This window comes from Paraburkholderia caballeronis (assembly GCF_900104845.1).
GTDB lineage: Bacteria > Pseudomonadota > Gammaproteobacteria > Burkholderiales > Burkholderiaceae > Paraburkholderia > Paraburkholderia caballeronis.
In genome coordinates, this window is sequence record NZ_FNSR01000001.1 from 2,181,565 (window position 1) to 2,204,221 (window position 22,657).

The window sequence follows — 22,657 nt, forward strand, 5'->3', positions numbered from 1 at the left end:
ACACGCAACCAGGAAAACCATGAAGGCACCTAGAAGGGCCGGGCTGGAGCAATTCTTGACCTACCGTCTGCACATATTGAACAAGCTGTCCGAACGAGGCAGTGGCGAACGTTATCAGGCCAAGCTCGGCATCACGTTGCCCGAAGCGCGTCTGATCGCGGCCGTCGGCGCGTTCGGACCGTTCTCGGTGATGGAGCTTGCCCGTCACGCGAATCTCGACAAGAGCCAGGCAAGCCGCGCCGCCGACGCATTGATGCGCCGTGGCTTGATGCGCCGCGACGCGAGCGAGGAAGATGGCCGCCTCGTGCTCGTATCGCTGACGCCGGAAGGCCGTGCGCTGTACCGGCGCGTGATGCCGATCGCTCGCAAGTGGAACGTCGATTTCTTCGCGTGCCTCGACGAGCGCGAGCGCAACACGCTGCATCAGGCGCTCGACAAGCTGATCGAGCATGCGATCTCAATGCAGGATCGCTGACACCGCCTGCGCCGCTTACGCCGCTTGTACCACTTACGCGGCGTAACCCTGCACGGGCATCGGGTCCGCCGATGCCCGCTTCGATCCCATCCGGGACGAAGGCCCGCCGATCGCGGACAGCGCATCGATTCGATGCCGGTTTAGCGGCAAACGCAGGCGAAATTCGATTCCGCATACGTTTGCGAGGGTTCGAAGTCCCGATTAATCCCGATCAACCCGAGCGGCGTCGATGCGATGCTTCGATGTTCGAACGACCTGTAGTCGCGATCATTTCGGACGGCTTGCGTTCCTGTCGACTGGCATTCATCGAGTGTGGCGAACGGCAACGCAGGCCTGTTATCAGCGAGGCCGGAGCAAGCCCAAAAGCGAAAAAGGCCGCGTACCTTCCGGTACGCGGCCTTTTTTCTTTTGTGGTGCGTGAGGCCGGACTCGAACCGGCACACCCTTGCGGGCGTCAGGACCTAAACCTGGTGCGTCTACCAATTTCGCCACTCACGCAGGCATCTCTTCGATTCGCGGGATCGACCGCAGCGGACTTGCGCCCGCCAGCCTACCGCGAGACGTCGCCACCGCCCCCGAGCCATCGGAGCCGCGGCACCGCCTCCGTGCCCGCCGGGCGCTCGCGCGAGGCTTGTGGCCTCGCGTGTCTGCCGACTTTGCCGCTTCCCTGCGAGCCGCACGGCCCGCGCGCTATAACCGCTATAACCGATAACGCGCCAGGCGACTCGCGGCTTCGGGCTCTGCTGTGCGAAGCCCGGTACGGCGACCGCCGCGCCCCGGAAAGCGTGAGCGCGAGATTCTAACCGATTGCCCTGCGCTTGTCTGCATGCCCGGTCGCCATGCGATGCTAGAATCGCCCGTTCGGCGCGGCGCGCCAGTCCGGACGCCGCGCACCCCACGTCCAATCTGCCGTGAACTTCGACGACTACTGCCTGCAAAAGGCAGCCCCGCCCGGATCGAGCACCTACTACGCGCTGCGCCAGGCGAGCGCGGACCGTCAGCCGTTGATCGCCGCGCTGTTCGCGTTGCGGCGCGAATTCGAAGAGACCGCGAAAGAAACGCACGATCCAACGGTCGGCCGCACCAAGCTCGCATGGTGGCAAAAGGAACTCGCCGCGTTCGCGGAAGGCTCGCCGTCGCATCCCGTCACTCGTGCGCTCGCGCAGCGGCTAACCGACCCGCGCGCCGAATATCCGGCGTTGCAGACGCTGCTCGCCGGCTTCGAGATGGACCTCGACCAGGCGCGTTACCTCGACTTCGCGAATCTGCAGCGCTACATCGGCGGCGTCGGCGGCGCGTTCGCCGCGCTGCTCGCGCGTGTCAGCACCCGCGGGCCGGACGACACCGCGCGCTGGTCGGTGCCGCTCGGCAACGCGCTGATGCTCGCGCAACTCGTGCAGGAGATCGGCAACGATGCGCGTCACGGCCGCATCTACGTGCCGATCGACGAATTGCAGCGTTACGACGTAACCGCCGCCGACCTGATCAACCGCCGCTACAGCGACGCGTTCACCGAGTTGATGCAGTTCCAGACGAATCGCGCACGCGAGGCGCTAACCGCGGCGCTCGCCGCGATCCCGGCCCCGGAGCGACGGGCGCAACGCACGTTGCGCGCACAGGCTGCGTTGTCGCTTGCGCTGCTCGACGAGGTCGAGCGCGAGCGTTTCCAGGTGCTGCATCAACAGATCGCGCTGACGCCGATCCGCAAACTGTGGATCGCATGGCGCGCGGCGCGACGCGCATAGACGCCGGACAGGCGCGCGGCGTCAGACGCGCAGCAGCGGCAGCGGCTCGAAGCGCTGTTGCAGCACCGCCTGCGAATCCAGTCCCCACCACGGCCCGAGCACGGTCGCGTAGATCTGCCTGAAATCGATGCCAACGGGCAGATTGCCGTTGCCGTCGAGCCGCGCGAGTTGCGGCGCATCGCCATACAAGCCGCCGCGCACGCGGCCCCCGGCGACGAAGTGCGCGGCCGCCGTCCCGTGATCGGTGCCGAGACTCTGGTTCTCGCGCACGCGCCGGCCGAATTCCGCGTACGTGACGATCAGCGTGCGGTCCCAGCGGCCGAGTTCGACGAGCGCGTCGCGCATCGCGATCATTCCCGCCGCCAGTTGCTTCAGCAACGCCGCATGACCGCCGGGCTGATTCTGGTGCGTATCGAAGCCGCTCAACGTGAGACGGATCGCGGCGACGCCCTGCCCCGCGATCGGCGCGCCTTGCGCGGTGTCGCCCGTTGCGAGCACCTCCATCGCGGTCTTGATCGACGCGCCGAACGCGCCCGGCGGAAACGTCGTCTTCAGCGCGTATTGGCCGGGCCTCGGCCGCAGGCGCGCCGCCGCGCGCACGATGTCGTGCTCGACGTCGAGGATGTGCGCGAGCGCCGGATTGCGCTCGCGCAGCGCGACCGGCGTGACGAGCCGCGCCGCGCGCGCGAACTGCGCGGGATTCACGAGTGCGATCGCTTTCGCGCCGTTCGCGAGCGGCCCCATCTCCGCGCTGCCGAGCACGACGCCGTCGGCCGCGAAACCGGCCGGCACCGGGTTCTGCGCGAACGCGCGGGTGAGCCAGCCATCGCGCAGATATTGATCGGCGCGCGACGCGGTATCCCAGATCTCGATCGACCGGAAATGCGACAGGTTCGGCTGCGCATAACTGACGCCCTGGACGATCGCCAGTTGCTGCTCGCGCCACAGCGGCAGCAGCGGCGCGAGCGCCGGATGCAGCGCGGTGCGCTCGTCGAGTCCGATCGCCTCTTCGCGGCGCACCGCGAGATTCGGACGATAGCGGTAGTACAGCGGATCGAAAAAAGGCACGACCGTATTCAACCCGTCGTTGCCGCCCTTCAGTTCGACGAGGATCAGCAGGTTGTCGTAGCCGGCCGCGCGCGGCGCGTTCGCGGCCGGCGTCGCGGCAAGCGGCGGCTGCGCGCGGACCGCGCCGGGCAACCACCATGACGAGCCCGCCGCCGCCGCGGCCGTCAGAAATTCGCGTCGCTTCATGCTTCACCTCGCGTTGTTATGCGACGGCATACGGGCAGCCGCTGGCTGCGCGCGCATCGCGTCTCCTCGCTTTGTGTCGTTTCCCGCGTCATTTCAACTGGTACACCGGGTCCATCAACAGGGCTTCGAGATACGCGCCGGCGCTCGCGCCGATCACGATCGCATCGGCCGGTTCAAGCGGCAATACTGCCCGTTGCATCTGCAATTGTGCGGACAGGTCGGGCTGCGCATCCGCGGTCAATCGATACGGCGCAAGCCACGCATCGAGATCGAAGCGCAGACCGCGCGGCATCGCCCCGGCCGACACAGCGGCAGCGGCACGCCGCATGCCCGGCGCGGCGGACGGACTACCCGCCTCGGTCGCGCGAAACAGCCGTTCGACGAACTGCTTGCGCGCGAGCAGCGTCGCGCTGTTGATCCACGTGTCGCCGCCGGGCCAACCCTTCACGCCCGGCGGCGCGAAGAGCCGTTCACCGAGTTGCGCGGCGGTCCCCGCAAACGGTTCGGTGCCGCCGTACACGACGTCGAAGCGCCTCAGCGTGCCGACGACGAACTCGACCGGCGAACTGACGAGCACGCCGCGATTGCGCTCGTCCCAGAAAGTGGGCGACAGCAGCAGCGCGCGCAGCGCGACGCGAATGTCGTAGCCGCTCGTGCGAAAGCGCGTCGCGATCGCGTCGATCTGCGCGTCGTCCGGCGCGCCGGACACGAACTCGCCCCACAGCTTCATCACGATGAAACGCGCCGTCTGCGGTTGCGCGAGCAGCACGTCGAGCATCTGATCGCAGTCGAACGCGCCGCGCTGACCGAGGACGACCTTGTCGCCATCGTCATGCAGACCGGGTTTCGACACGAAGCGCCACGTATCCGGATCGACGCTCCAGCCGGTGCATGCGCGAGCCGCCTCGGTCACGTCCTGCTGCGAGTAGCGGCCCTCGCCGAGCGTGAACAGCTCCATCGACTCGCGCGCGAAGTTCTCGTTCGGCTTGCCCTTGCGGTTGCCCGTGCCGTCGAGATAAAGCAGCATCGCCGGGTCTTTCGCGACGTCGTGCAACAGCGTCGCGAAGCTGCCGAGCGCATCGCGTCGGAGCAGCGCGTTCTGCGCGGCCATCAGTTGCGGATCGCCGACCTTATCCTCGCCCGACGTGAAATGGTTGTGCCAGAAGAGCGTCATCCGCTCGGTCAACGGCGACGGCGTCACCAGCATCTCGCGAATCCACCACGCCCGCAGTTCGTCATAACGGCGACGCCTCTGCTGCTGCGCCTCGCGGCGCTGGTCCGGCGTCCAGGCGCTGCGCTCCGCCCGGTCCGGCGGCGATTCCGACGCCCATGCGGGCAACGGTGTGAGCGCGTCGGTGCGGGTCGTGTCGAGCAATCGCGTCACGGCCTGCTCGCGGGTCAAGCCGAGGTAGGGCGCAAGCTCCTGCGCGTCGGGCGCAAAACCGGTGCGGATAAGCAGATAACGCACGTCGTCGGCGTCGAGCGGCGGTGCATCGCTCACGACGCGCGCCGGGCCGCTGCGATGCGAACCTCGCGCCGGCGTGGCAGCCACCGCGATGCTCGCGAACAGCGCCGCGGCCAGCACGGCGATCGCCATACGCGACGTGGCCGCGCGCCACGGCGCGACACGCGAAAACCGTCTCATGTTATCCCCCGTAACGGGCGGCGCAAATCGAAGCCGAAGCGGAATCCGCCGATGCCGCAAGCCAAGACTGTAGCCGTCGCGCGGCCGGACGAAAATAGACAGCGGGGTCGAACCTGCTACGGGATCTTTCACGCGGACAATGCGTGGAGGCAGACAGACGGCGCTGGCGCGGCGCCTAACGCTTGTAGAGTTCGCGGACCGCGTCCTCGATATGCTGGCGCAGCAGACGCCGCTCGTCGGGCGTCATGTGCCCGTCACGGCGGCGCTGGTCGAGGTCGGGGGGGACGGCGTTGCGCGACGCGGGGTCGGGCGCCGAGCGCGGGTCGGGCGGCACGTTGCCGCGCACGCGGTACATCGATCTTGCGCCGCTTCGCGACGGCATCCGCGGCAGATCGAGGCGGGAAGTGAAGGGCTGGGCGCGGGCTTCGACCGGCTCAAGAATCGCCGCAATCGCGCTGGCTACCGCCAACCCGATCATCACGCGGCGCATTCGCGGTCCGGCTCCTCCCTTCATCTTGTTCCCTTCGTGACGCGCCAAACGGCTACCTCGAATGCATGTGCAGCCCCGGTTCGAAGCGGGCGCGAAAGTTTAAGTCGGTTGAAGTATCTACCGAACGGCGGCCTTCCGTAAAGGAGTCTAACGATGGGTGCTTTACGTCGTCGCACAGGCCGGGTAAATTTTGTAACTGACTGTAACCCGTAAAACCGGTGCGGACTCGCACCCCTTCCAATCGCGCTAAGATGCCGGGCATGGAAACGAAGAACCCCTCCAAAATTCTTGTTGTCGACGACGATCCCCGCCTGCGCGATCTGCTGAGGCGTTATCTCGGCGAGCAAGGCTTCAACGTATACGTCGCCGAAAACGCGCCCGCAATGAACAAGCTGTGGGTCCGCGAACGGTTCGACCTGCTGGTGCTCGACCTGATGCTGCCGGGCGAGGACGGTCTGTCGATCTGCCGCCGCCTGCGCGGCAGCAACGACCGCACGCCGATCATCATGCTCACCGCGAAAGGCGAGGACGTGGACCGCATCGTCGGTCTCGAAATGGGCGCGGACGACTATCTGCCGAAGCCGTTCAACCCGCGCGAACTCGTCGCGCGCATCCACGCGGTGCTGCGCCGCCAGGCGCCGTCCGAACTGCCGGGCGCGCCGTCGGAAACCACCGAGGTGTTCGAGTTCGGCGAATTCGCGCTGAATCTCGCCACCCGCACGCTGACCAAGGCCGGCCAGGAGATCCCGCTGACCACCGGCGAGTTCTCGGTGCTGAAGGTGTTCGCGCGCCATCCGCGCCAGCCGCTGTCGCGCGAAAAGCTGATGGAACTGGCGCGCGGCCGCGAATACGAAGTGTTCGACCGCAGCCTCGACGTGCAGATTTCCCGCCTGCGCAAGCTGATCGAACCCGATCCTGGTAGCCCGCGCTTCATCCAGACCGTCTGGGGCCTCGGCTACGTCTTCATCCCCGACGGCGCCGCGTGATCCGCACGCGTCCCTGCATTTCTCCGTTGTGGTTTTCTGACAGGAAAGGTTCATGCGGATCGACCGGCGTCTGCTGACGCTCGCATTCGGCGGCCTGTTCTGGCGAACCTTCCTGCTGATCGCGCTGCTGATCGCGGTCAGTCTCGCCGCATGGTTCCAGAGCTTCCGCGTGATCGAGCGCGAGCCGCGGGCGCAGCGCGTCGCGCTGCAACTGGTCGCGATCGTGAAGCTCACGCGCACCGCGCTCCTCTATTCCGATCCCGACCTGCGCCGCGCGCTGCTTCAGGATCTCGAAAGCAACGAGGGCGTGCGCGTGTATCCGCGCGAGGCGTCGGACAAATACAAGCTGCAGCCGGACGAGTCGCTGAACCGGCTGATCGAACACGACATCCGCGGCCGCCTCGGCGACGACACGGTGATCGCGCAGTCGGTCAACGACATCCCCGGCGTGTGGATCAGCTTCAAGATCGACGACGACGACTACTGGGTCGCGCTCGACCGCGACCAGTTGGACAACGTGACCGGCCTGCAATGGGCCGGCTGGGGCCTGTTCGCGCTCGGGCTGTCGCTGTTCGGCGCGGCGTTCATCACGAGCCTCGTGAACCGCCCGTTCGCGCGGCTCGCGCTCGCCGCGCGGCGGGTCGGCTCCGGCCACGCGCCCGACCCGCTGCCGGAACGCGGGATGGGCGTCGCGGCCGAAACGAACCGCAGCTTCAACCAGATGGTGCGCGACCTCGCGCAACTGGACGCGGACCGCGCGCTGATGCTCGCCGGCATCTCGCACGACCTGCGCACGCCGCTCGCGCGGCTGCGGCTCGAAACGGAGATGAGCCCGTCCGACCAGGCGACGAAGGACGCCATGGTCGACGACATCGAACAGATGGACATGATCATCGGCCGCTTCCTCGACTACGCGCGGCCGGTGCAGCGGCTGGCGGAGCGCGTCGACCTGTCGGTGATCGCGAGCGAGATGGCCGCGCGGATGGCCGGCGAGGACGGGATGCGGCTCGTCACGCGGCTCGCGCCGTCCGCGATGATCGAGGCCGACGACACCGACATGCGCCGCGTCGTCGGCAACCTGATCGAGAACGCGCGCAAATACGGCATCAGCGCGAACGACGGGATTCCGCACATCATGCTGGAAACGCGCGTATCGCACTCGCGCGTCGAACTGTCGGTCGTCGACGAGGGGCCGGGCATCCCCGAGGATCAACTGGCGCTCGTCACCCGGCCGTTCTACCGGGTCGACACCGCGCGCACGCAGGCGAACGGCACCGGCCTCGGCATGGCGATCGTGCAGCGGCTGGTCAGCCGCTATCGCGGCGCGCTGAAGCTGCGCAACCGCACGCCCGGCCCGGGTCTCGAAGTGACGATCGAGTTTCCGCTCGCGAAGGGCGGCGTCTGACGCCGCGCGCCCTGCTTCGTTCGCCTTCTTTCCGCGCCGCGTGGAGCGGCGCTTGCTCGTTCGTTCCGGTCTGACACACGGCGGCCGCGTCACGCCACGCGGATCGCGGCGACAATCGACGGATTCGCGAAGCATCGCCAGCACCCGCGCCGTTTTTCGCGCGACGCAATGCGACGCGGCAACAACACCGTTATCGCATGCAGTCAGCACGAGCAACAGGTTCCCCGAACGAACGCACTGGAGGTTTCCGCATGAAAACCGTCGGCGACAAACTCGAAACTTTCACCGTCACCACCGCGAAGCCCGGCTTCAATCATTACGAGGAAAACGGCGAGTCGGCGTTCGAAGAGATCACCGAACAGTCGTTTCCGGGCAAGTGGAAAGTCATCTACTTCTATCCGAAGGACTTCACGTTCGTGTGCCCGACCGAGATCGTCGAGTTCGCGAAGCTGCAACGCGCGTTCGACGACCGCGACGCGGTGCTGATGGGCGGCAGCGTCGACAACGAATACGTGAAGCTCGCCTGGCGTCGCGAGCACAAGGACCTGGACCGGCTGAACCACTACGCCTTCGGCGACGTGAAAGGCGAGTTGATCGACCAGCTCGGCATCCGCGACAAGGACGCCGGCGTTGCCTTGCGCGCGACGTTCATCGTCGATCCGGACAACACGATCCAGCACGTGTCGGTAAACAGCCTGAACGTCGGCCGCAATCCGGAGGAAGTGCTGCGGATTCTCGACGGCCTGCAGACCGGCGAGTCGTGTCCGTGCAATCGCCCGGTCGGCGGCTCGACGCTTTGACCGGCAGCGCGAGCGGCCGGCGCTTCGTCGGTCGCCGGCTGACAGGGGGTCTCCTCGCCGGCTGAAAAGGTCCGGCCGCTTTTTTTGTCAAGTCGGCCCGGCCGCCGCGCTCGCCGGCAGCCGGCTGCGGATCGCCGCTTCGGCCGGCTTTTTCCATTCGAGCATCCGCTTCTCCAGCAGTTGCCACGACAGATGCGCGAGCAGCACCGCCAGCGCGAACTGCATCGCGACGGGCAACGCTTCCTGCACCAGCGGCGGAACGTCGAGCCGGTCGTACAGCGCCGGATCGACGCCGAGCCGCGACGGAATCAGGTTGTGGAACAGATAGAAGCCGTAACTGATCGTGCCGAGATACGCGAGCATCCGCATGTCGAGCGCCGCGACGAGCGCGCTGTCCTGGCGATGGACGATCCACAGGAACACCGCATACAGCGACATCGCGAGCCCGACGTCGAGCACGGCCGGGACCGGCGACACCGGCGACCCGACGAAATCCGCGCGCAGCACCGCGAACGCCGCGATGCCGGCCAGCCCGCCGAGCAGCACCAGGCCGCTCGCGAGCGGCGATGGCTCGCGCGCCGGCGCGCCGGTCATCGCGGCCGTGCCGCCGAGCGCGATCATCGCGAAGTTCCACGGCGACAGCGCATACACGAGCGGTTCGCTCGCGCCGTCGCGCATCAGCGCGAGATGCGCGATCGCACTCGCGACGACGACCGCGACGCACAGCGCGAAGTGCCGCGATGCGCGCGTGAACACCAGCACGAACGGCGCGACCAGATAAAACTGCTGCTCGACCGCGAGGCTCCAGAAGTGGGACACGGTGCCGGCCCAGCCGTCGTGCACGACGCCGATCCACAGGTTCGACAGGAACGCGTAGTGCCAGACGAGGCCGAGGTTCACGTCGCGCTGGTAGAACGACGCGTGCGCGATCGTCAGCGCGATCAGCAGCAGGTAATAAACGGGAAAGATGCGCAGCGCGCGCTTCATGAAGAACACGTAGACGACCGCATCGCGCCGCGCGCCGCGCTGCTCGATGCGCACCCGGCTGCGATGCAGTTCGCCGATGATCAGATAACCGCTGATCAGGAAGAACAGCCACACGCCGAGCTTGCCGGCATCGATCGCGTCGACGTGGGCCTTGTGCGACAGGAACACGAGCACGACCGCCAGTGCGCGGAGGCCGTTGAGACCTTTCACATGCGTTGCAGCGCCAGTCATCACCTCTCCTGCTTCCGGATACCGGTTCAGTATGAGGCGTAAAAAACCGAAAATTTAATCGCCACAATTGCTCAAACGACAGGCACTCATCGCACCTGGCGCCGTCGTGGCAGCGGGCACGCGGCGTGCGCGCCGCTGCGTTCCTACGGGGTCACGCGCGGATCAGCAGCACCGCCGCCTGCGCCTCGATCCCCTCGCCGCGGCCGAGATAACCGAGCTTCTCGTTGGTCTTCGCCTTCACGTTCACGCGGTCGAGCGGCAGGCTCAGGTCCTCCGCGATCGTCGCGCGCATCGCGTCGATGTGCGGCGCGAGTTTCGGCGCCTGCGCGATCACGGTGCTGTCGACGTTGCCGATCGTGAAACCCGCCTGTGCGACGCGCGCCGCGCATTCGCGCAGCAGCACGCGGCTGTTCGCGCCCGCGAAACGCGTGTCGGTGTCCGGGAAATGCCGGCCGATGTCGCCGAGCGCAGCCGCGCCGAACAGCGCATCGGTGATCGCGTGCAGCAGCACGTCCGCATCCGAGTGGCCTAGCAGGCCGCGGTCGTAAGGCACCGTCACGCCGCCGATGACGAGCGGGCGTCCCGGCACCAGCGCGTGCACGTCGTAGCCTTGTCCGATTCTGATGTCCATGCCTGTGGGTTCCGTAGTGACGTAGTGAGAATATGCTGTTGCGCGGTGCGGTCAGCCCGCGGGCGGCCGGCCGAGAAACGCCTCCGCCAGATCGAAGTCTTCCGGATACGTGACCTTGAAGTTGCGCAGGCTGCCCTGCACGAGCTTCGGCGCATGGCCGAGCCACTCGATCGCGCTCGCCTCGTCGGTCAGGTCGTGGCCTTCCTGCTGCGCGCGCAGGATCGCGTCGCGCAGCATGCCGATGCGGAACATCTGCGGCGTCTGCGCCTGCCAGAGCCCGCCGCGCGACTCGGTGCGCGCGATGCGGGCCGCGCCGCCGCCCGGCGCGATCCGCTTCAGCGTATCGGCGACCGGCAGCGCGACGATGCCGCCGACCTCGTCGTCCTTCACCGAGCCGATCAGCGCGCGGATCAGCGCCGGCGTGATGCCGGGGCGCGCGGCGTCGTGCACCAGCACCCAGTCGTCGTCGCGCGCGCCGAATTCCGCGAGCGCATTGAGTCCGTTGAACACCGACGCCTGCCGCGAGGCCCCGCCGCAGCGGCGCACCGCGAAGCGCAGGCCGCTGAAGCGGCGCGCGTCGAAATGGGAGTCGTCCGGCGCGATCACGACGAGCGTCTGCGCGAATTCGCTGCACGCGTCGAACGCCGCGAGCGAGTAATGCAGCAGGTCGCGGCCGGCGACGGTCCGGTATTGCTTCGGCATGGCCGAGCCCGAACGGCTGCCGGTGCCGGCGCACGGGATCAGGGCAAAAAGGCGGGAAGTCACGGTGATGCGAGGCGCCCAGGTGAAAGTAAAGGACGGATTTTATAATAGGTGCTTTGCCCGCATGCCGGACGCCCCCGCCGCTGCGTGTCGCCTCGTGCCGACCGCGCGCCGGAGGCCGTGCCGTTCCTGCGGATTCGAGCTTCACGGCCAGCCTGGTTTCCTATGCCCGATATCGCCGCTTCATCGCAGTCCCCGTCTCCGGTCGCCGTCGTCAAGCCGGGGCAGCGCTTCGCGTTCGACGGCACGCACGGTTCGTCCGATGCGCTGCTGATCGCCCGTTACCGCGCCGCGTCGCGCCCGCAGGCGCCGCTCCTCGCGGTCGTCTGCGCGAGCGCGGTGGACGCCCAGCGGCTCGCGCAGGAGATCCCGTTCTTCGCGCCGGACGCGCGCGTGCGCCTGCTGCCCGACTGGGAGACGCTGCCGTACGATTCGTTCTCGCCGCATCAGGACCTCGTGTCCGAACGGCTCGCGACGCTGCACGACCTCGGCGAAGGCCGCTGCGACGTGCTGCTCGTGCCGGCGACGACCGCGCTGTACCGGATGCCGCCCGCGTCGTTCCTCGCCGCGTACACGTTTTCGTTCAAGCAGGGCGAGCGGCTCGACGAGGCGAAGCTGAAGGCGCAGTTGACGCTGGCCGGCTACGAGCACGTGAGCCAGGTGGTGCGCCCCGGCGAATACTGCGTGCGCGGCTCGCTGATCGACCTGTATCCGATGGGCTCGCCGCTGCCGTACCGGATCGACCTGTTCGACGACCAGGTCGATTCGATCCGCGCGTTCGACCCGGACACGCAGCGCAGCCTGTATCCGGTGAAGGACGTGCGGCTGCTGCCCGGCCGCGAGTTTCCGTTCGACGAGGCGTCGCGCACCGCATTCCGCAGCCGCTGGCGCGAAGTGTTCGAAGGCGACCCGAGCCGCGCGACGATCTATCGGGACATCGGCAACGGCGTACCGTCGGCGGGCATCGAATACTACCTGCCGCTGTTCTTCGACGACACCGCGACGCTGTTCCACTACCTGCCGTCCGACGCGCATCTGGTGTTCTGCGGCGACCTCGACGCGTCGATCCGGCGCTTCACCAACGACACGAAGCAGCGCTACAGCTTCCTGTCGCACGACCGCGAACGGCCGATCCTCGACCCGCAGCGGCTGTTCCTGAGCGACCTCGACTTCTTCACGCTCGCGAAGCCGTTCGCGCGGCTCGTGCTGCCGTCCGGCGCGGGCGGCTGGGCGAACGTGCTGCCGAGCCTCGCGCTCGACCGCCACGCGGACGATCCGCTCGCGGCGCTGCGCGCGTATCTCGACACGACGCCGAACCGCGTGCTGTTCGCGGTCGAATCGGCGGGCCGCCGCGAGACCATCGCGCAACTGTTCGCGGAAAACCGGCTGCGCCCGGCTTCGGCCGACAGCTACGAGGACTGGCTGACCGGCGACGAGCGCTTCACGCTCGGCGTCGCGCCGCTGTCGACCGGCTTCGCGCTGCCCGGCGAAGGACTCGCGATCGTCACCGAGACGGAACTGTACGGCCCGCTCGCGCGCCGCGCCGGCCGCCGCCGCCAGGAACAGGCGAGCAGCGTCGATTCGATGGTGCGCGACCTGTCCGAACTGAAGGTCGGCGACCCGGTCGTCCATGCGCAGCACGGCATCGGCCGCTATCACGGCCTCGTGACGATGGACCTCGGTGAAGGCGAAACCGAATTCCTGCACCTCGAATACGCGAACGGCAGCAAGCTCTACGTGCCGGTATCGCAATTGCACGTGATCTCGCGCTACAGCGGCGCGGACCCGGAGAGCGCGCCGCTGCACGCGCTCGGCTCGGGCCAGTGGGAAAAGGCGCGCCGCAAGGCCGCGCAGCAGATCCGCGACACCGCCGCCGAACTGCTGAACCTGTACGCGCGCCGCGCGGCGCGCGAAGGCCATGCGTTCAAGCTGGAACCGCGCGACTACGTGAAGTTCGCGGAGAGTTTCGGCTTCGAGGAAACGCCGGACCAGGCCGCCGCGATCGCGGCCGTGATCGGCGACATGACGAGCGGCAAGCCGATGGACCGGCTGGTCTGCGGCGACGTCGGTTTCGGCAAGACCGAAGTCGCGCTGCGCGCGGCGTTCATCGCGGTGATGGGCGGCCGCCAGGTCGCGATCCTGTCGCCGACCACGCTGCTCGCGGAGCAGCACACGCAGACCTTCACCGACCGCTTCGCGGACTGGCCGGTGCGGATCGCCGAACTGTCGCGCTTCAAGTCGACCAGGGAAGTGAACGCGTCGATCCAGCAGATCAACGACGGCAGCGTCGACATCGTGATCGGCACGCACAAGCTGCTGTCGTCGGACGTGCAGTTCAAGCGGCTCGGGCTCGTCATCATCGACGAAGAGCACCGTTTCGGCGTGCGCCAGAAGGAGGCGCTGAAGGCGCTGCGCGCGGAAGTGGACGTGCTGACGCTGACCGCGACGCCGATCCCGCGCACGCTCGGCATGGCGCTCGAAGGACTGCGCGACTTCTCGGTGATCGCGACCGCGCCGCAGAAGCGCCTCGCGATCAAGACGTTCGTGCGGCGCGAGGAGGACGGCGTGATCCGCGAGGCGATGCTGCGCGAACTGAAGCGCGGCGGCCAGGTGTACTTCCTGCACAACGAGGTGGAGACGATCGAGAACCGCCGCGCGATGCTGGAGACGCTGGTGCCCGAGGCGCGCATCGCGGTCGCGCACGGCCAGATGCACGAGCGCGAACTCGAAACGGTGATGCGCGACTTCGTTGCGCAGCGCGCGAACGTGCTGCTCTGTACGACGATCATCGAGACCGGCATCGACGTGCCGACCGCGAACACGATCCTGATCCACCGCTCCGACAAGTTCGGCCTCGCGCAATTGCATCAACTGCGCGGACGCGTCGGCCGCTCGCATCACCAGGCGTATGCGTATCTGCTCGTGCACGATCCGCAGGGGCTCACGAAGCAGGCGCAACGGCGGCTCGAAGCGATCCAGCAGATGGAGGAACTCGGCTCGGGCTTCTATCTCGCGATGCACGACCTCGAAATCCGCGGCACCGGCGAAGTGCTCGGCGACAAGCAGTCCGGCGAGATCCAGGAGATCGGCTTCCAGTTGTACACGGACATGCTGAACGACGCGGTGAAGGCGCTGAAGGACGGCCGCGAGCCGGACCTGAACGCGCCGCTCGCGGCGACGACCGAAATCAACCTGCATGCGCCGGCGATCCTGCCGGCCGACTACTGCGGCGACGTGCAGGAACGGCTGTCGCTGTACAAGCGGCTCGCGAACTGCGAGCACGACGATTCGATCGACGCGATCCAGGAAGAACTGATCGACCGCTTCGGCAAGCTGCCGCCGCAGGCGCAGGCGCTGATCGAAACGCACCGGCTGCGGCTCGCCGCGAAACCGCTCGGCATCTCGAAGATCGACGCGGGCGAAGCGGTGATCGGCTTGCAGTTCATTCCCAATCCGCCGATCGATGCGATGCGGATCATCGAGATGGTCCAGAAGCACAAGCACATCAAGCTTGCGGGCCAGGACAAACTGCGCATCGAGACACGCAGCCCGGACCTGGCGGTACGCGTCGCGACGGTGAAGGAGACGCTGCGCGCGCTCGGCGCGCCGGCCCGCGCGACGGCGGGCGCCACGCGCTGAGCGCGCGGGAAAACGCGGACAAGCACGGCACGGGAAGCGCAACGGGCGGCGCGCGTTTGCCGCGCGCCGCCCCCCCTCCCGCGGACCCGCGCTTCCCATGAACGCGCCCGTGGCCCGGCGCCGCGCGGCCCGTTTGCAGCACCGCGCAACAAGCCTCCATGCGGCTTTCGGCCCGGCTGCTTTCGCTCCGGAAATCTTTTTTGGGTAATATGAGATGACTTTCAGGCTGGAGTCCTCTCATGTCCGTCGCCGCTGAACCAGCGCAATCGTCCGCCGCATCCGCCGCTTCCGCCCCCCTCCCCGCGTCGCTTCCGTGGGTCACCCGCCTCGTGTCGATGGACACGGTGAGCCGCAATCCGAATCTCGGCCTGATCGAAGTCGTCCGCGACGATCTGCGCGCGCGCGGCATCGAAGCGACGCTCACGCACAGCCCGGACGGCAAATGGGCAAACCTGTTCGCGACGCTGCCCGCGCACGACGGCTCGACGGACGGCGGCATCGTGCTGTCCGGCCATACCGACGTCGTGCCGGTGGACGGCCAGCAGTGGGACAGCGACCCGTTCCGTCCGGAGATCCGCGACGGCCTGCTGTACGGCCGCGGCACCTGCGACATGAAGGGCTTCATCGGCGCGGCGCTGACGCTCGTGCCCGACATGCTGCAAACGAAGCTCGCGAAGCCGATCCACTTCGCGCTGTCGTTCGACGAGGAAGTGGGTTGCGTCGGCGCGCCGCTGATGATCGAGGAACTGGTGAAGCGCGGCGTGAAGCCGGACGGCTGCATCGTCGGCGAGCCGACCAGCATGCGGCCGATCGTGGCGCACAAGGGCATCAACGCGTATCAGTGCTGCGTGCGCGGCCAGGCCGCGCATTCGTCGCTGACGCCGCGCGGCCTCAACGCGATCGAATACGCGGCGCGGCTCGTCTGCTACATCCGCGACATGGCCGACCAGTTCCGCGCCCAGGGGCCGTTCGACGAACAGTACGACGTGCCGTTCACGACCGCGCAGACGAGCACGATCGAAGGCGGCAACGCGATCAACACGGTGCCGGCCGAATGCCGTTTCGTGTTCGAGTTCCGCAACCTGCCGGCGCTCGATCCGGACGCGATCTTCGCGCGCGTCGATCAATACGCGCGCGAAACGCTGCTGCCGAAGATGCAGCGCGAACATGCGTCGGCCGCGATCGAGTTCACGAAGCTCGCGGCCGCGCCTGGCCTCGAAGCGTCCGAGCAGGCCGCGATCACGCAACTCGTGCGCGCGCTGACCGCCGACCAGGACCGCCGCAAGGTCGCCTACGGCACCGAGGCGGGCCTGTTCGCGCGCGCCGGCATTCCGAGCGTCGTCTGCGGCCCCGGCGACATCCAGCAGGCGCACAAGGCGAACGAGTTCGTATCGCTCGACCAGTTGTCCGCGTGCGAGGCGTTCCTGCGCAAGCTGGTTCGCGGCCTGTCGGTCGAAGCGCAGGCCCGCTGACCCGCAGCGCCCTTCGACACCGCTCGCCATGTCCACCGGCACGCCGCAGCCCACGAACCACACGATCGACGGCGAGGCGATCCCGACGCTCGACGACATCGCCGCGCAGCACTTCGCGCTCGCGCCGTGGGTGCTGCGCACGCCGGTGTTCGACCGGCACGACCTGGGTTCGCTCGAAGGCACGCTGGTCAACTTCAAGTTCGAACTGCTGCAGGCGAGCGGCAGCTTCAAGGCGCGCGGCGCGTTCACGCATCTGCTGTCGCTCGACGCCGCGCAGCGCGCCGCCGGCGTCACCTGCGTGTCCGGCGGCAATCATGCGATCGCGGTCGCGTATGCGGCGATGCGGCTCGGCATCGGCGCGAAGGTCGTGCTGTTGCGTACCGCCAGCGCCGCGTGCGTCGCGTTGTGCCGGCACTATCGCGCGGACGTCGTGATGGCGCCGAATGCCCGCGAGGCGTTCGACCTCGTGCGCAGGATCGAGGCCGACGAAGGCCGCTACTTCGTGCATCCGTTCAACGGCTATCGCACCGTGCTCGGCACTGCGACGCTCGGCTACGAATGGGCGACCCAGGCGCCGGACCTCGAAGCGGTGATCGTGCCGGTCGGCGGCGGCGGACTCGCGGCCGGCGTGGCGACCGCGCTGCGTCTGGCGAACCCGAACCTGCACGTATTCGGCGTCGAGCCTGAAGGCGCGGACGTGATGAGCCGCAGCTTCGCGGCGAACCATACGGTGCAGATCGCCCATCAGCATTCGATCGCCGATTCGCTGGTGTCGCCGCATACCGAGCAGTACAGCTACGCGTTGTGCCGGCGTCATGTCGACCGGATCGTCACCGTCCCGGACGACGCATTGCGCCATGCGATGCGCGTGCTGTTCGACGAACTGAAACTCGCGGTCGAACCGGCCTGCGCGGCCGCGACCGCCGCGCTGCTCGGACCGCTGCGCGACACGCTGCAAGGCCGGCGCATCGGCGTGCTGCTGAGCGGGACCAACATCGATCCGGCGGGTTTCGCCGAACAGATCGCATTGGCTTATCCGATGCCGCGTTGAGCGGCCGATCTCCTTTCCCGCTCTGTCGGACTGAACCGTTTTTAACGCACGAAAGGTTCAGAAAAGGTCAAATTACTACCCGATCGGAACCGCGTTCGCTATCATTGCGCCATTGTACAAATCGCGCAGTTGCCCGCGCGTCAACCCTTTACGGAGAGCCCACCCATGAGCATGATCAAAGAATTCAAGGAATTCGCCGTCAAAGGCAATGTGATGGATCTGGCCGTCGGTGTGATCATCGGCGGCGCCTTTTCGAACATCGTGAACTCGGTCGTCAAAGACCTGATCATGCCGGTGATCGGCGTGATTACCGGCGGCCTCGACTTCTCGAACAAGTTCATCCGCCTCGGCGACATTCCGTCGACTTTCCGCGGCAGCCCCGAGTCGTTCCGCGACCTGCAGACCGCCGGCGTCGCGGTGTTCGGCTACGGTTCGTTCATCACCGTGCTGATCAACTTCATCATTCTCGCGTTCATCATCTTTCTGATGGTGAAGTTCATCAACAAGCTGCGCCGCCCTACCGCCGAGGAAGCCGCGGCCGCGCCGGCAACGCCGGAAGACGTGCTGCTGCTGCGCGAGATCCGCGACGAACTGAAGAAGCAGACGCCCTGACCGCGACTGCGTCGAACCACAAAAAGCCCGCGCCGCTCACGCCGCGCGGGCTTTTTGTTGATGCGTCTCCGCTCGCGTCACGACGCCGGGTCTGAATACTTCGCGACCAGCGCCTGCTCGATCATCCGCTCCAGTTGCGCGAAATCGACCGGCTTCGTCAGATGCGACGTGAACCCCGCATCGACGCAGCGGCGCACGTCCTCGTCGGTGCCGAAGCCGGTCAGCGCGATCGCCGGCGCGTCCGAATGCTCGCGAAACGCGCGGATGAAATCGAGCCCGGTGCCGTCCGGCAGACCGACGTCGCTGACGACGAGATCGAACGGCATCGTCTGCGTGAGCGCGAGCGCATCGGCGACGCGCCCCGCGACGGCCACCTCGTGGCCGAGGCTGCGGATCAGTTGCGCCATCACCTCGGCCGTGTCCTCGTGATCCTCGATCAGCAGGATGTTCAGCGCGCCCGCCTGATGCGGCCGCAGCGCGTCCGCCGGCGCGGGCGCGCCGCGTAGCGGCTCCGCGGTCGGCAGCACGATCGTGAAGGTCGCGCCGCAATGCGTGCCGGGGCTGTGCGCGCAGACCGCGCCGCCGTGCGCATCGGTCAGCGCCTTCGTCACCGCGAGGCCGAGACCCAGGCCGCCGAACTGCCGCGTCAGGTTGTGGCTGCCCTGCTCGAACGCGTTGAACAGCTTGCCGATGTGCTCGGACGGGATGCCGATGCCCGTGTCCTCGACGTCGATTCGCACCTGCATTCGCTCGTCGCGGGTGCGCACGTAGATGTGGCCGCCGTCCGGCGTGAACTTCGCCGCGTTGCGCACGAGGTTCCATAGCATCTGCTGAAGCCGCGCGCGGTCGCCACGCACATGATGCTGGCGCGCATACAGTTCGACGTGCACGTCCTGCTGCTTCACCTGGATCTCGCTGTGGAACAGGTCGAGCACCGCGTCGATCACCTCGTGTACGTCGACGGTTTCGAGCGTCAGGTTCAGCTTGCCGTTCGCGACGCGCGTCAGATCGAGCAGATCGTCGATCAGCCGCGCCTCCAGTTCGATGTTGCGGCGGATCATCCGCACGCCGGAACGCGCGGCGTCCGGCAGGTCCGCCATCTGTTCGAGCAGGCGCGTACCGGCGAGCACTGGCGTCAGCGGCGTGCGCAGCTCGTGCGACAGCATCGCAAGAAAACGGTCCTTCGACCGGTTCGCTTCCTCCGCGGCCTGGCGCGCAGCCTGCTCCGACGCGAGCAGGCGTTCGTGCTCTTCGATCGCCTCGCGCTGCGCATGGATGTCCGTGCAACTGCCGAACCACTTGTTGACGCCGCCGTGCGGGTCGCGCATCGCGACGATGCGCACGTCGAACCAGCGATACGCGCCGTCGTGGCGGCGAATCCGCAACTCGTGCCGATAGTCGGTCGCGCCGCTGTTGACCGCCTTCAGCCACGTGCGGCGAATCTCCTCGCGATCGTCCGGATGCACGGCGTCGAGCCACGCGAGGCCGTGCGATTGCCGCGCGTCGAGGCCCGTGTACGCGAGCCACTGCTTCGACAGGAAATCGCAGTCGCCGTCCGCGTTGCACGTGAGCACCAGATGCGGCAGCGCCTCGGATAGCGTCCGGTAGTGCTCCTCGCGATCGCGCAACAGCAGCGCCTCGTCCGACGCGCGTTGCAGGCGGACCTGCGCGAGCACGCGCGCGACCGCCTCCGGCAGATAGTCGAGATAGTCGCCGGCTTTCGGCACGACGTCGGACACGCCCGCGCGCAGCGCCTCGATCACGCGCGACTCGTCGGTGAAGCCGGTCACGAGGATCGCCGGCACGCGCACGTTCTGCGCGCGCAGCCGGCGGAAGAAGTCGAGGCCGGTTTCCGCGCTGTCGAGCTGATAGTCGAGCACGAGCACGTCCGGCGTCTGCGCGGCGAGCTGCGCGCCGGCGGCCGCGACGCCCGCGCAGGTCGTGACCCGCGCGCCGGCCCGTTCGAGCGATTTGCGCGCGAGACGCAGGATGCCGTCGTCGTCGTCGACGACCAGCACGTTCGCGCCCGCCAGCATCGTTGCGTCGTCACTCATGCGCGTGCCGTTCCTTTGCTGCGTGATGGCCTCGGTGATGGGCTGCCTGATGGTCCGTGTGATCGCGCGGGCCGTTCCGCGCGCGCCCGTTCATGGCCGCGCAAGCCGGTGGCCCGGCGGCAGCTTGACGACCTGCAGAAAAAAGCCGAGCCGGCGCACGGCCTCGATGAACGCGTCGTACTCGACCGGCTTCGTGATGTACACGTTGCAGCCGAGTTCGTAGCAGCGTTCGATCTCGCGCGGATCGTCGGTGGTCGTCAGCACGATCACCGGCACCGACGCGGTCGCCGGATCGGCCTTCAGCCGCCGCAGCACCTCGAAACCGTCGACGCGCGGCATCCGCAGATCGAGCAGGACGACGAAATTCGACAGTTCGTCGCGCGACGGATAACCGGCGTCCGTTCCCGCCGCCCCGCCGAAAAAATAGTCGAGCGCCTCCTGGCCGTCTCGAAAGCGCAGGAAGCCGTTCGAGATGCCCGAACGCCTCAGGTTCCGTTCGACGAGCGTCGCGTGGCCGTCGTCGTCCTCGACCAGCACGATGCTGACCTGTTCCCCGTCTGTCATGTTGCCTCCGTATGGCGGTATTGCATGCATGGCGGTGAAACCGCACTGGCCGTCATGCCGCGAGCGACGAAGGCTCGGGCAGCGCCATGAAAAAAGTCGATCCCGCGCCGGCGTCGGCCGGCTCGCGCGGCGCGCCGGCCTGTCCTCCGACGCGCGATTCGAGCCACACCCGGCCGCCGTGCCGCTCGACGATCCGGCGCACGAGCGCGAGGCCGATGCCCTGCCCGCGCGCGTCGTCGCCGTGCAGCCGCTGGAACGCGTGAAACAGCTTGGGCAGATACGCAGCCGGAATCCCGACGCCATTGTCGCGTACATAATAAACATGCGTCCGCGACGGATTGACGGCGGTTTCGGCGGCCGAATCGCCGCGCCCGGCGGACGTCGGGACCGGCCCGTCGAGCGCGCCGATCTCGATGCGCCCCGGCCGCGCGGGATCGAGAAAATGCAGCGCGTTGTCGATCAGGCTCGCGAACGCCTGTTCGAGCGCGTTCGCATCGGCCCACGCGGGCGGCAACTCGTGCACGACGATCCGCACGTCGCGCGCGGCCGCCGTGTCGCGCACGCCGTCGACGATCCTCGCGACGAGCGCGTTCACGTCCACCCGCTCCCACCGATATTCGACCCGCCCGGCGCGCGACACGCGCAGCAGCGCATCGATGATCGCGGCCGCGCGCAGGACCGCCTGCCGCAAAAACTGCAACGACTCGCTGACGTCGCCGTCGAGCACCTGCGCCATGCGTGCCCGTTCGCCGGCGGGCAGGCCCGCCGCGTCGACGTTCGCGCGCAGTTCATCGCAGGATACCTGTAGTTCCCTCGAAAAACCTTGCAGGTTCACGAGCGGCGAGCGCAGGTCGTGCGACACGCTGTAGATGAACATCTCGTTATCCTGCGTTTGCTGCCGGAGATGCTCGTTCGCGCTCGCGAGATCCGCCGCGCGCGCTTCCAGTTGCGCCTTCAGCACGGCCTGCTCGCGCGCCGCGCGTTGGAGGCGTTCGCTCGTCTGATGCAGCACCGCGTCGAGCGCGGCGATCTCGTCGTCGCCGGGCAATGGCGGCGCAAGCGGCTGGCGGTCGCCGAAGCGCCGCGCGTTGGCGCCGAGCGCGGCGAGCCGCGTGCCGATGTTGCGCGAGAACACGGTGGCCGCCGCGGCCCAGACCAGCATCGACCCTACCACGGCAACGATCAGCGTGGTCTGCTGCCGTTCGCGCGTGCGCCGCGACGACGCGCTGCGCGCATCGCCGAGCTGCCGCTCGTCGGCGACGAACTGCGCCAGCTCGCTGCGCACGATCGCGATCTGCGGCGGCAGCGCGTCGCCAGCGGTGAGCAGGTCGTCGGGATGATGGCCCGCGCGCAGCGCATCGGCAATGTCCGCCACGCGCAGCCGCCAGCTGTTCGCGGCCTCGCGCATCCGCTCGACGCGCGCGCGCTGCACGGGATTGTCCGCGACGGCGCGCGACAGTTGCGTGAGCCGGTCGGAAAACTCGATCCACACCGCATGCCGGTCGATGAACGACGGATCGCCGAGCGCAATGCCGGTGCGCACGCGTGCCGCTTCGCGCATCAATGGATCGACGAGACTCGACGCCTGCCACAGCACCTGCTTGCTCGCGTCCGCGCGGCGCGCGGCCTGCGCGGCGTCCTGCTGCGTGCCGAAGACGGCGCCGAGCAACGCCAGTTCGATCGCGCCCGGCACGGCGATCAGCAACAGCCCCTTCGCGAACAGTTTCATGTCGGTTTGACCGGAGGCGGAGGTCCGTGCGGCAGAGCCGCCACAACCGCAACATTATCGGCGCGAAATTCCGGGATGACAACGAATGTGGCTATGCGCACGGGCACGCGAGAAAACCGCGGTTT

The 22,657-nt window shown here is 67.8% G+C and carries 18 protein-coding genes and 1 tRNA gene; 9 read left to right on the top strand and 10 right to left on the bottom strand.

Features of this window, described 5'->3' with window-relative positions:
- Positions 1 to 19 precede the first annotated feature (19 nt).
- On the top strand, positions 20 to 475 hold the full coding sequence (locus BLV92_RS09755) for a MarR family winged helix-turn-helix transcriptional regulator (protein WP_090546967.1): 456 nt from the start codon (positions 20 to 22) through the stop codon (positions 473 to 475).
- Positions 476 to 886: 411 nt separating this feature from the next.
- On the opposite strand, the gene BLV92_RS09760 is transcribed toward BLV92_RS09755, so the two are convergent.
- Positions 887 to 973 (bottom strand) — tRNA-Leu (locus BLV92_RS09760).
- Between the two features lie 413 nt (positions 974 to 1,386).
- Here BLV92_RS09760 and BLV92_RS09765 point away from each other — a divergent pair.
- Positions 1,387 to 2,220: a squalene/phytoene synthase family protein gene (locus BLV92_RS09765; protein ID WP_090544457.1), complete on the top strand. Its 834-nt coding sequence runs from the start codon at positions 1,387 to 1,389 to the stop codon at positions 2,218 to 2,220.
- 21 nt (positions 2,221 to 2,241) lie between these two features.
- On the opposite strand, the gene BLV92_RS09770 is transcribed toward BLV92_RS09765, so the two are convergent.
- From BLV92_RS09770 to BLV92_RS09780, 3 genes are all read right to left on the bottom strand, one after another.
- A complete protein-coding gene (locus BLV92_RS09770) occupies positions 2,242 to 3,474 on the bottom strand; it encodes a DUF1501 domain-containing protein (RefSeq protein ID WP_090544459.1) in 1,233 nt (410 codons plus the stop codon).
- An 88-nt stretch (positions 3,475 to 3,562) separates the two neighbouring features.
- Positions 3,563 to 5,071, bottom strand: coding sequence for a DUF1800 domain-containing protein (locus BLV92_RS09775; RefSeq protein ID WP_090544461.1), 1,509 nt, complete (start codon positions 5,069 to 5,071; stop codon positions 3,563 to 3,565).
- A 223-nt stretch (positions 5,072 to 5,294) separates the two neighbouring features.
- A complete protein-coding gene (locus tag BLV92_RS09780; protein WP_243842499.1) occupies positions 5,295 to 5,609 on the bottom strand; it encodes a hypothetical protein in 315 nt (104 codons plus the stop codon).
- Positions 5,610 to 5,860: 251 nt separating this feature from the next.
- On the opposite strand from BLV92_RS09780, the gene ompR reads away from it, so the two are divergent.
- From ompR to BLV92_RS09795, 3 genes are all read left to right on the top strand, one after another.
- Positions 5,861 to 6,595, top strand: a complete 735-nt coding sequence (gene ompR / locus BLV92_RS09785; protein WP_027814652.1) for an osmolarity response regulator transcription factor OmpR — start codon at positions 5,861 to 5,863, stop codon at positions 6,593 to 6,595.
- Positions 6,596 to 6,647: 52 nt separating this feature from the next.
- Positions 6,648 to 8,000 carry an ATP-binding protein gene (locus BLV92_RS09790; protein ID WP_090544465.1) on the top strand — a complete coding sequence of 451 codons (1,353 nt, stop codon included), beginning with the start codon at positions 6,648 to 6,650 and terminating at the stop codon, positions 7,998 to 8,000.
- Between the two features lie 251 nt (positions 8,001 to 8,251).
- Entirely contained in the window at positions 8,252 to 8,800 is a 549-nt protein-coding gene (locus BLV92_RS09795; protein WP_090544467.1) for a peroxiredoxin, read from the top strand.
- Positions 8,801 to 8,887: 87 nt separating this feature from the next.
- Here BLV92_RS09795 and BLV92_RS09800 read toward each other — a convergent pair whose 3' ends face one another.
- The 3 genes from BLV92_RS09800 to ispD all read right to left on the bottom strand — a co-directional run bounded on the left by BLV92_RS09800 (position 8,888) and on the right by ispD (position 11,414).
- On the bottom strand, positions 8,888 to 10,018 hold the full coding sequence (locus tag BLV92_RS09800; RefSeq protein WP_090544469.1) for an acyltransferase family protein: 1,131 nt from the start codon (positions 10,016 to 10,018) through the stop codon (positions 8,888 to 8,890).
- A gap of 151 nt (positions 10,019 to 10,169) precedes the next feature.
- Positions 10,170 to 10,649 (bottom strand): 2-C-methyl-D-erythritol 2,4-cyclodiphosphate synthase, encoded by a 480-nt coding sequence (gene ispF, locus BLV92_RS09805; RefSeq protein ID WP_090544470.1) that lies wholly within the window; start codon positions 10,647 to 10,649, stop codon positions 10,170 to 10,172.
- A 51-nt stretch (positions 10,650 to 10,700) separates the two neighbouring features.
- The gene (gene ispD, locus BLV92_RS09810; protein WP_090544472.1) at positions 10,701 to 11,414 is read right to left on the bottom strand and encodes a 2-C-methyl-D-erythritol 4-phosphate cytidylyltransferase; all 714 of its coding nucleotides are present in this window, start codon (positions 11,412 to 11,414) and stop codon (positions 10,701 to 10,703) included.
- 162 nt (positions 11,415 to 11,576) lie between these two features.
- Between ispD and mfd the strand changes: the two genes are divergently transcribed.
- From mfd to mscL, 4 genes are all read left to right on the top strand, one after another.
- Entirely contained in the window at positions 11,577 to 15,050 is a 3,474-nt protein-coding gene (gene mfd, locus BLV92_RS09815; protein ID WP_090544474.1) for a transcription-repair coupling factor, read from the top strand.
- 239 nt (positions 15,051 to 15,289) lie between these two features.
- Positions 15,290 to 16,522: an acetylornithine deacetylase gene (gene argE, locus BLV92_RS09820; protein ID WP_090544476.1), complete on the top strand. Its 1,233-nt coding sequence runs from the start codon at positions 15,290 to 15,292 to the stop codon at positions 16,520 to 16,522.
- 28 nt (positions 16,523 to 16,550) lie between these two features.
- Positions 16,551 to 17,573 carry a pyridoxal-phosphate dependent enzyme gene (locus BLV92_RS09825; protein WP_090544478.1) on the top strand — a complete coding sequence of 341 codons (1,023 nt, stop codon included), beginning with the start codon at positions 16,551 to 16,553 and terminating at the stop codon, positions 17,571 to 17,573.
- A 165-nt stretch (positions 17,574 to 17,738) separates the two neighbouring features.
- A complete protein-coding gene (gene mscL / locus BLV92_RS09830) occupies positions 17,739 to 18,185 on the top strand; it encodes a large conductance mechanosensitive channel protein MscL (protein WP_090544480.1) in 447 nt (148 codons plus the stop codon).
- 77 nt (positions 18,186 to 18,262) lie between these two features.
- Here mscL and BLV92_RS09835 read toward each other — a convergent pair whose 3' ends face one another.
- The 3 genes from BLV92_RS09835 to BLV92_RS09845 form a co-directional block, all read right to left on the bottom strand.
- On the bottom strand, positions 18,263 to 20,239 hold the full coding sequence (locus BLV92_RS09835) for a hybrid sensor histidine kinase/response regulator (RefSeq protein ID WP_090544482.1): 1,977 nt from the start codon (positions 20,237 to 20,239) through the stop codon (positions 18,263 to 18,265).
- 90 nt (positions 20,240 to 20,329) lie between these two features.
- Positions 20,330 to 20,803: a response regulator gene (locus BLV92_RS09840; RefSeq protein ID WP_090544484.1), complete on the bottom strand. Its 474-nt coding sequence runs from the start codon at positions 20,801 to 20,803 to the stop codon at positions 20,330 to 20,332.
- A 52-nt stretch (positions 20,804 to 20,855) separates the two neighbouring features.
- A complete protein-coding gene (locus BLV92_RS09845; protein WP_090544486.1) occupies positions 20,856 to 22,532 on the bottom strand; it encodes a sensor histidine kinase in 1,677 nt (558 codons plus the stop codon).
- Between the last annotated feature and the right edge of the window lie 125 nt (positions 22,533 to 22,657).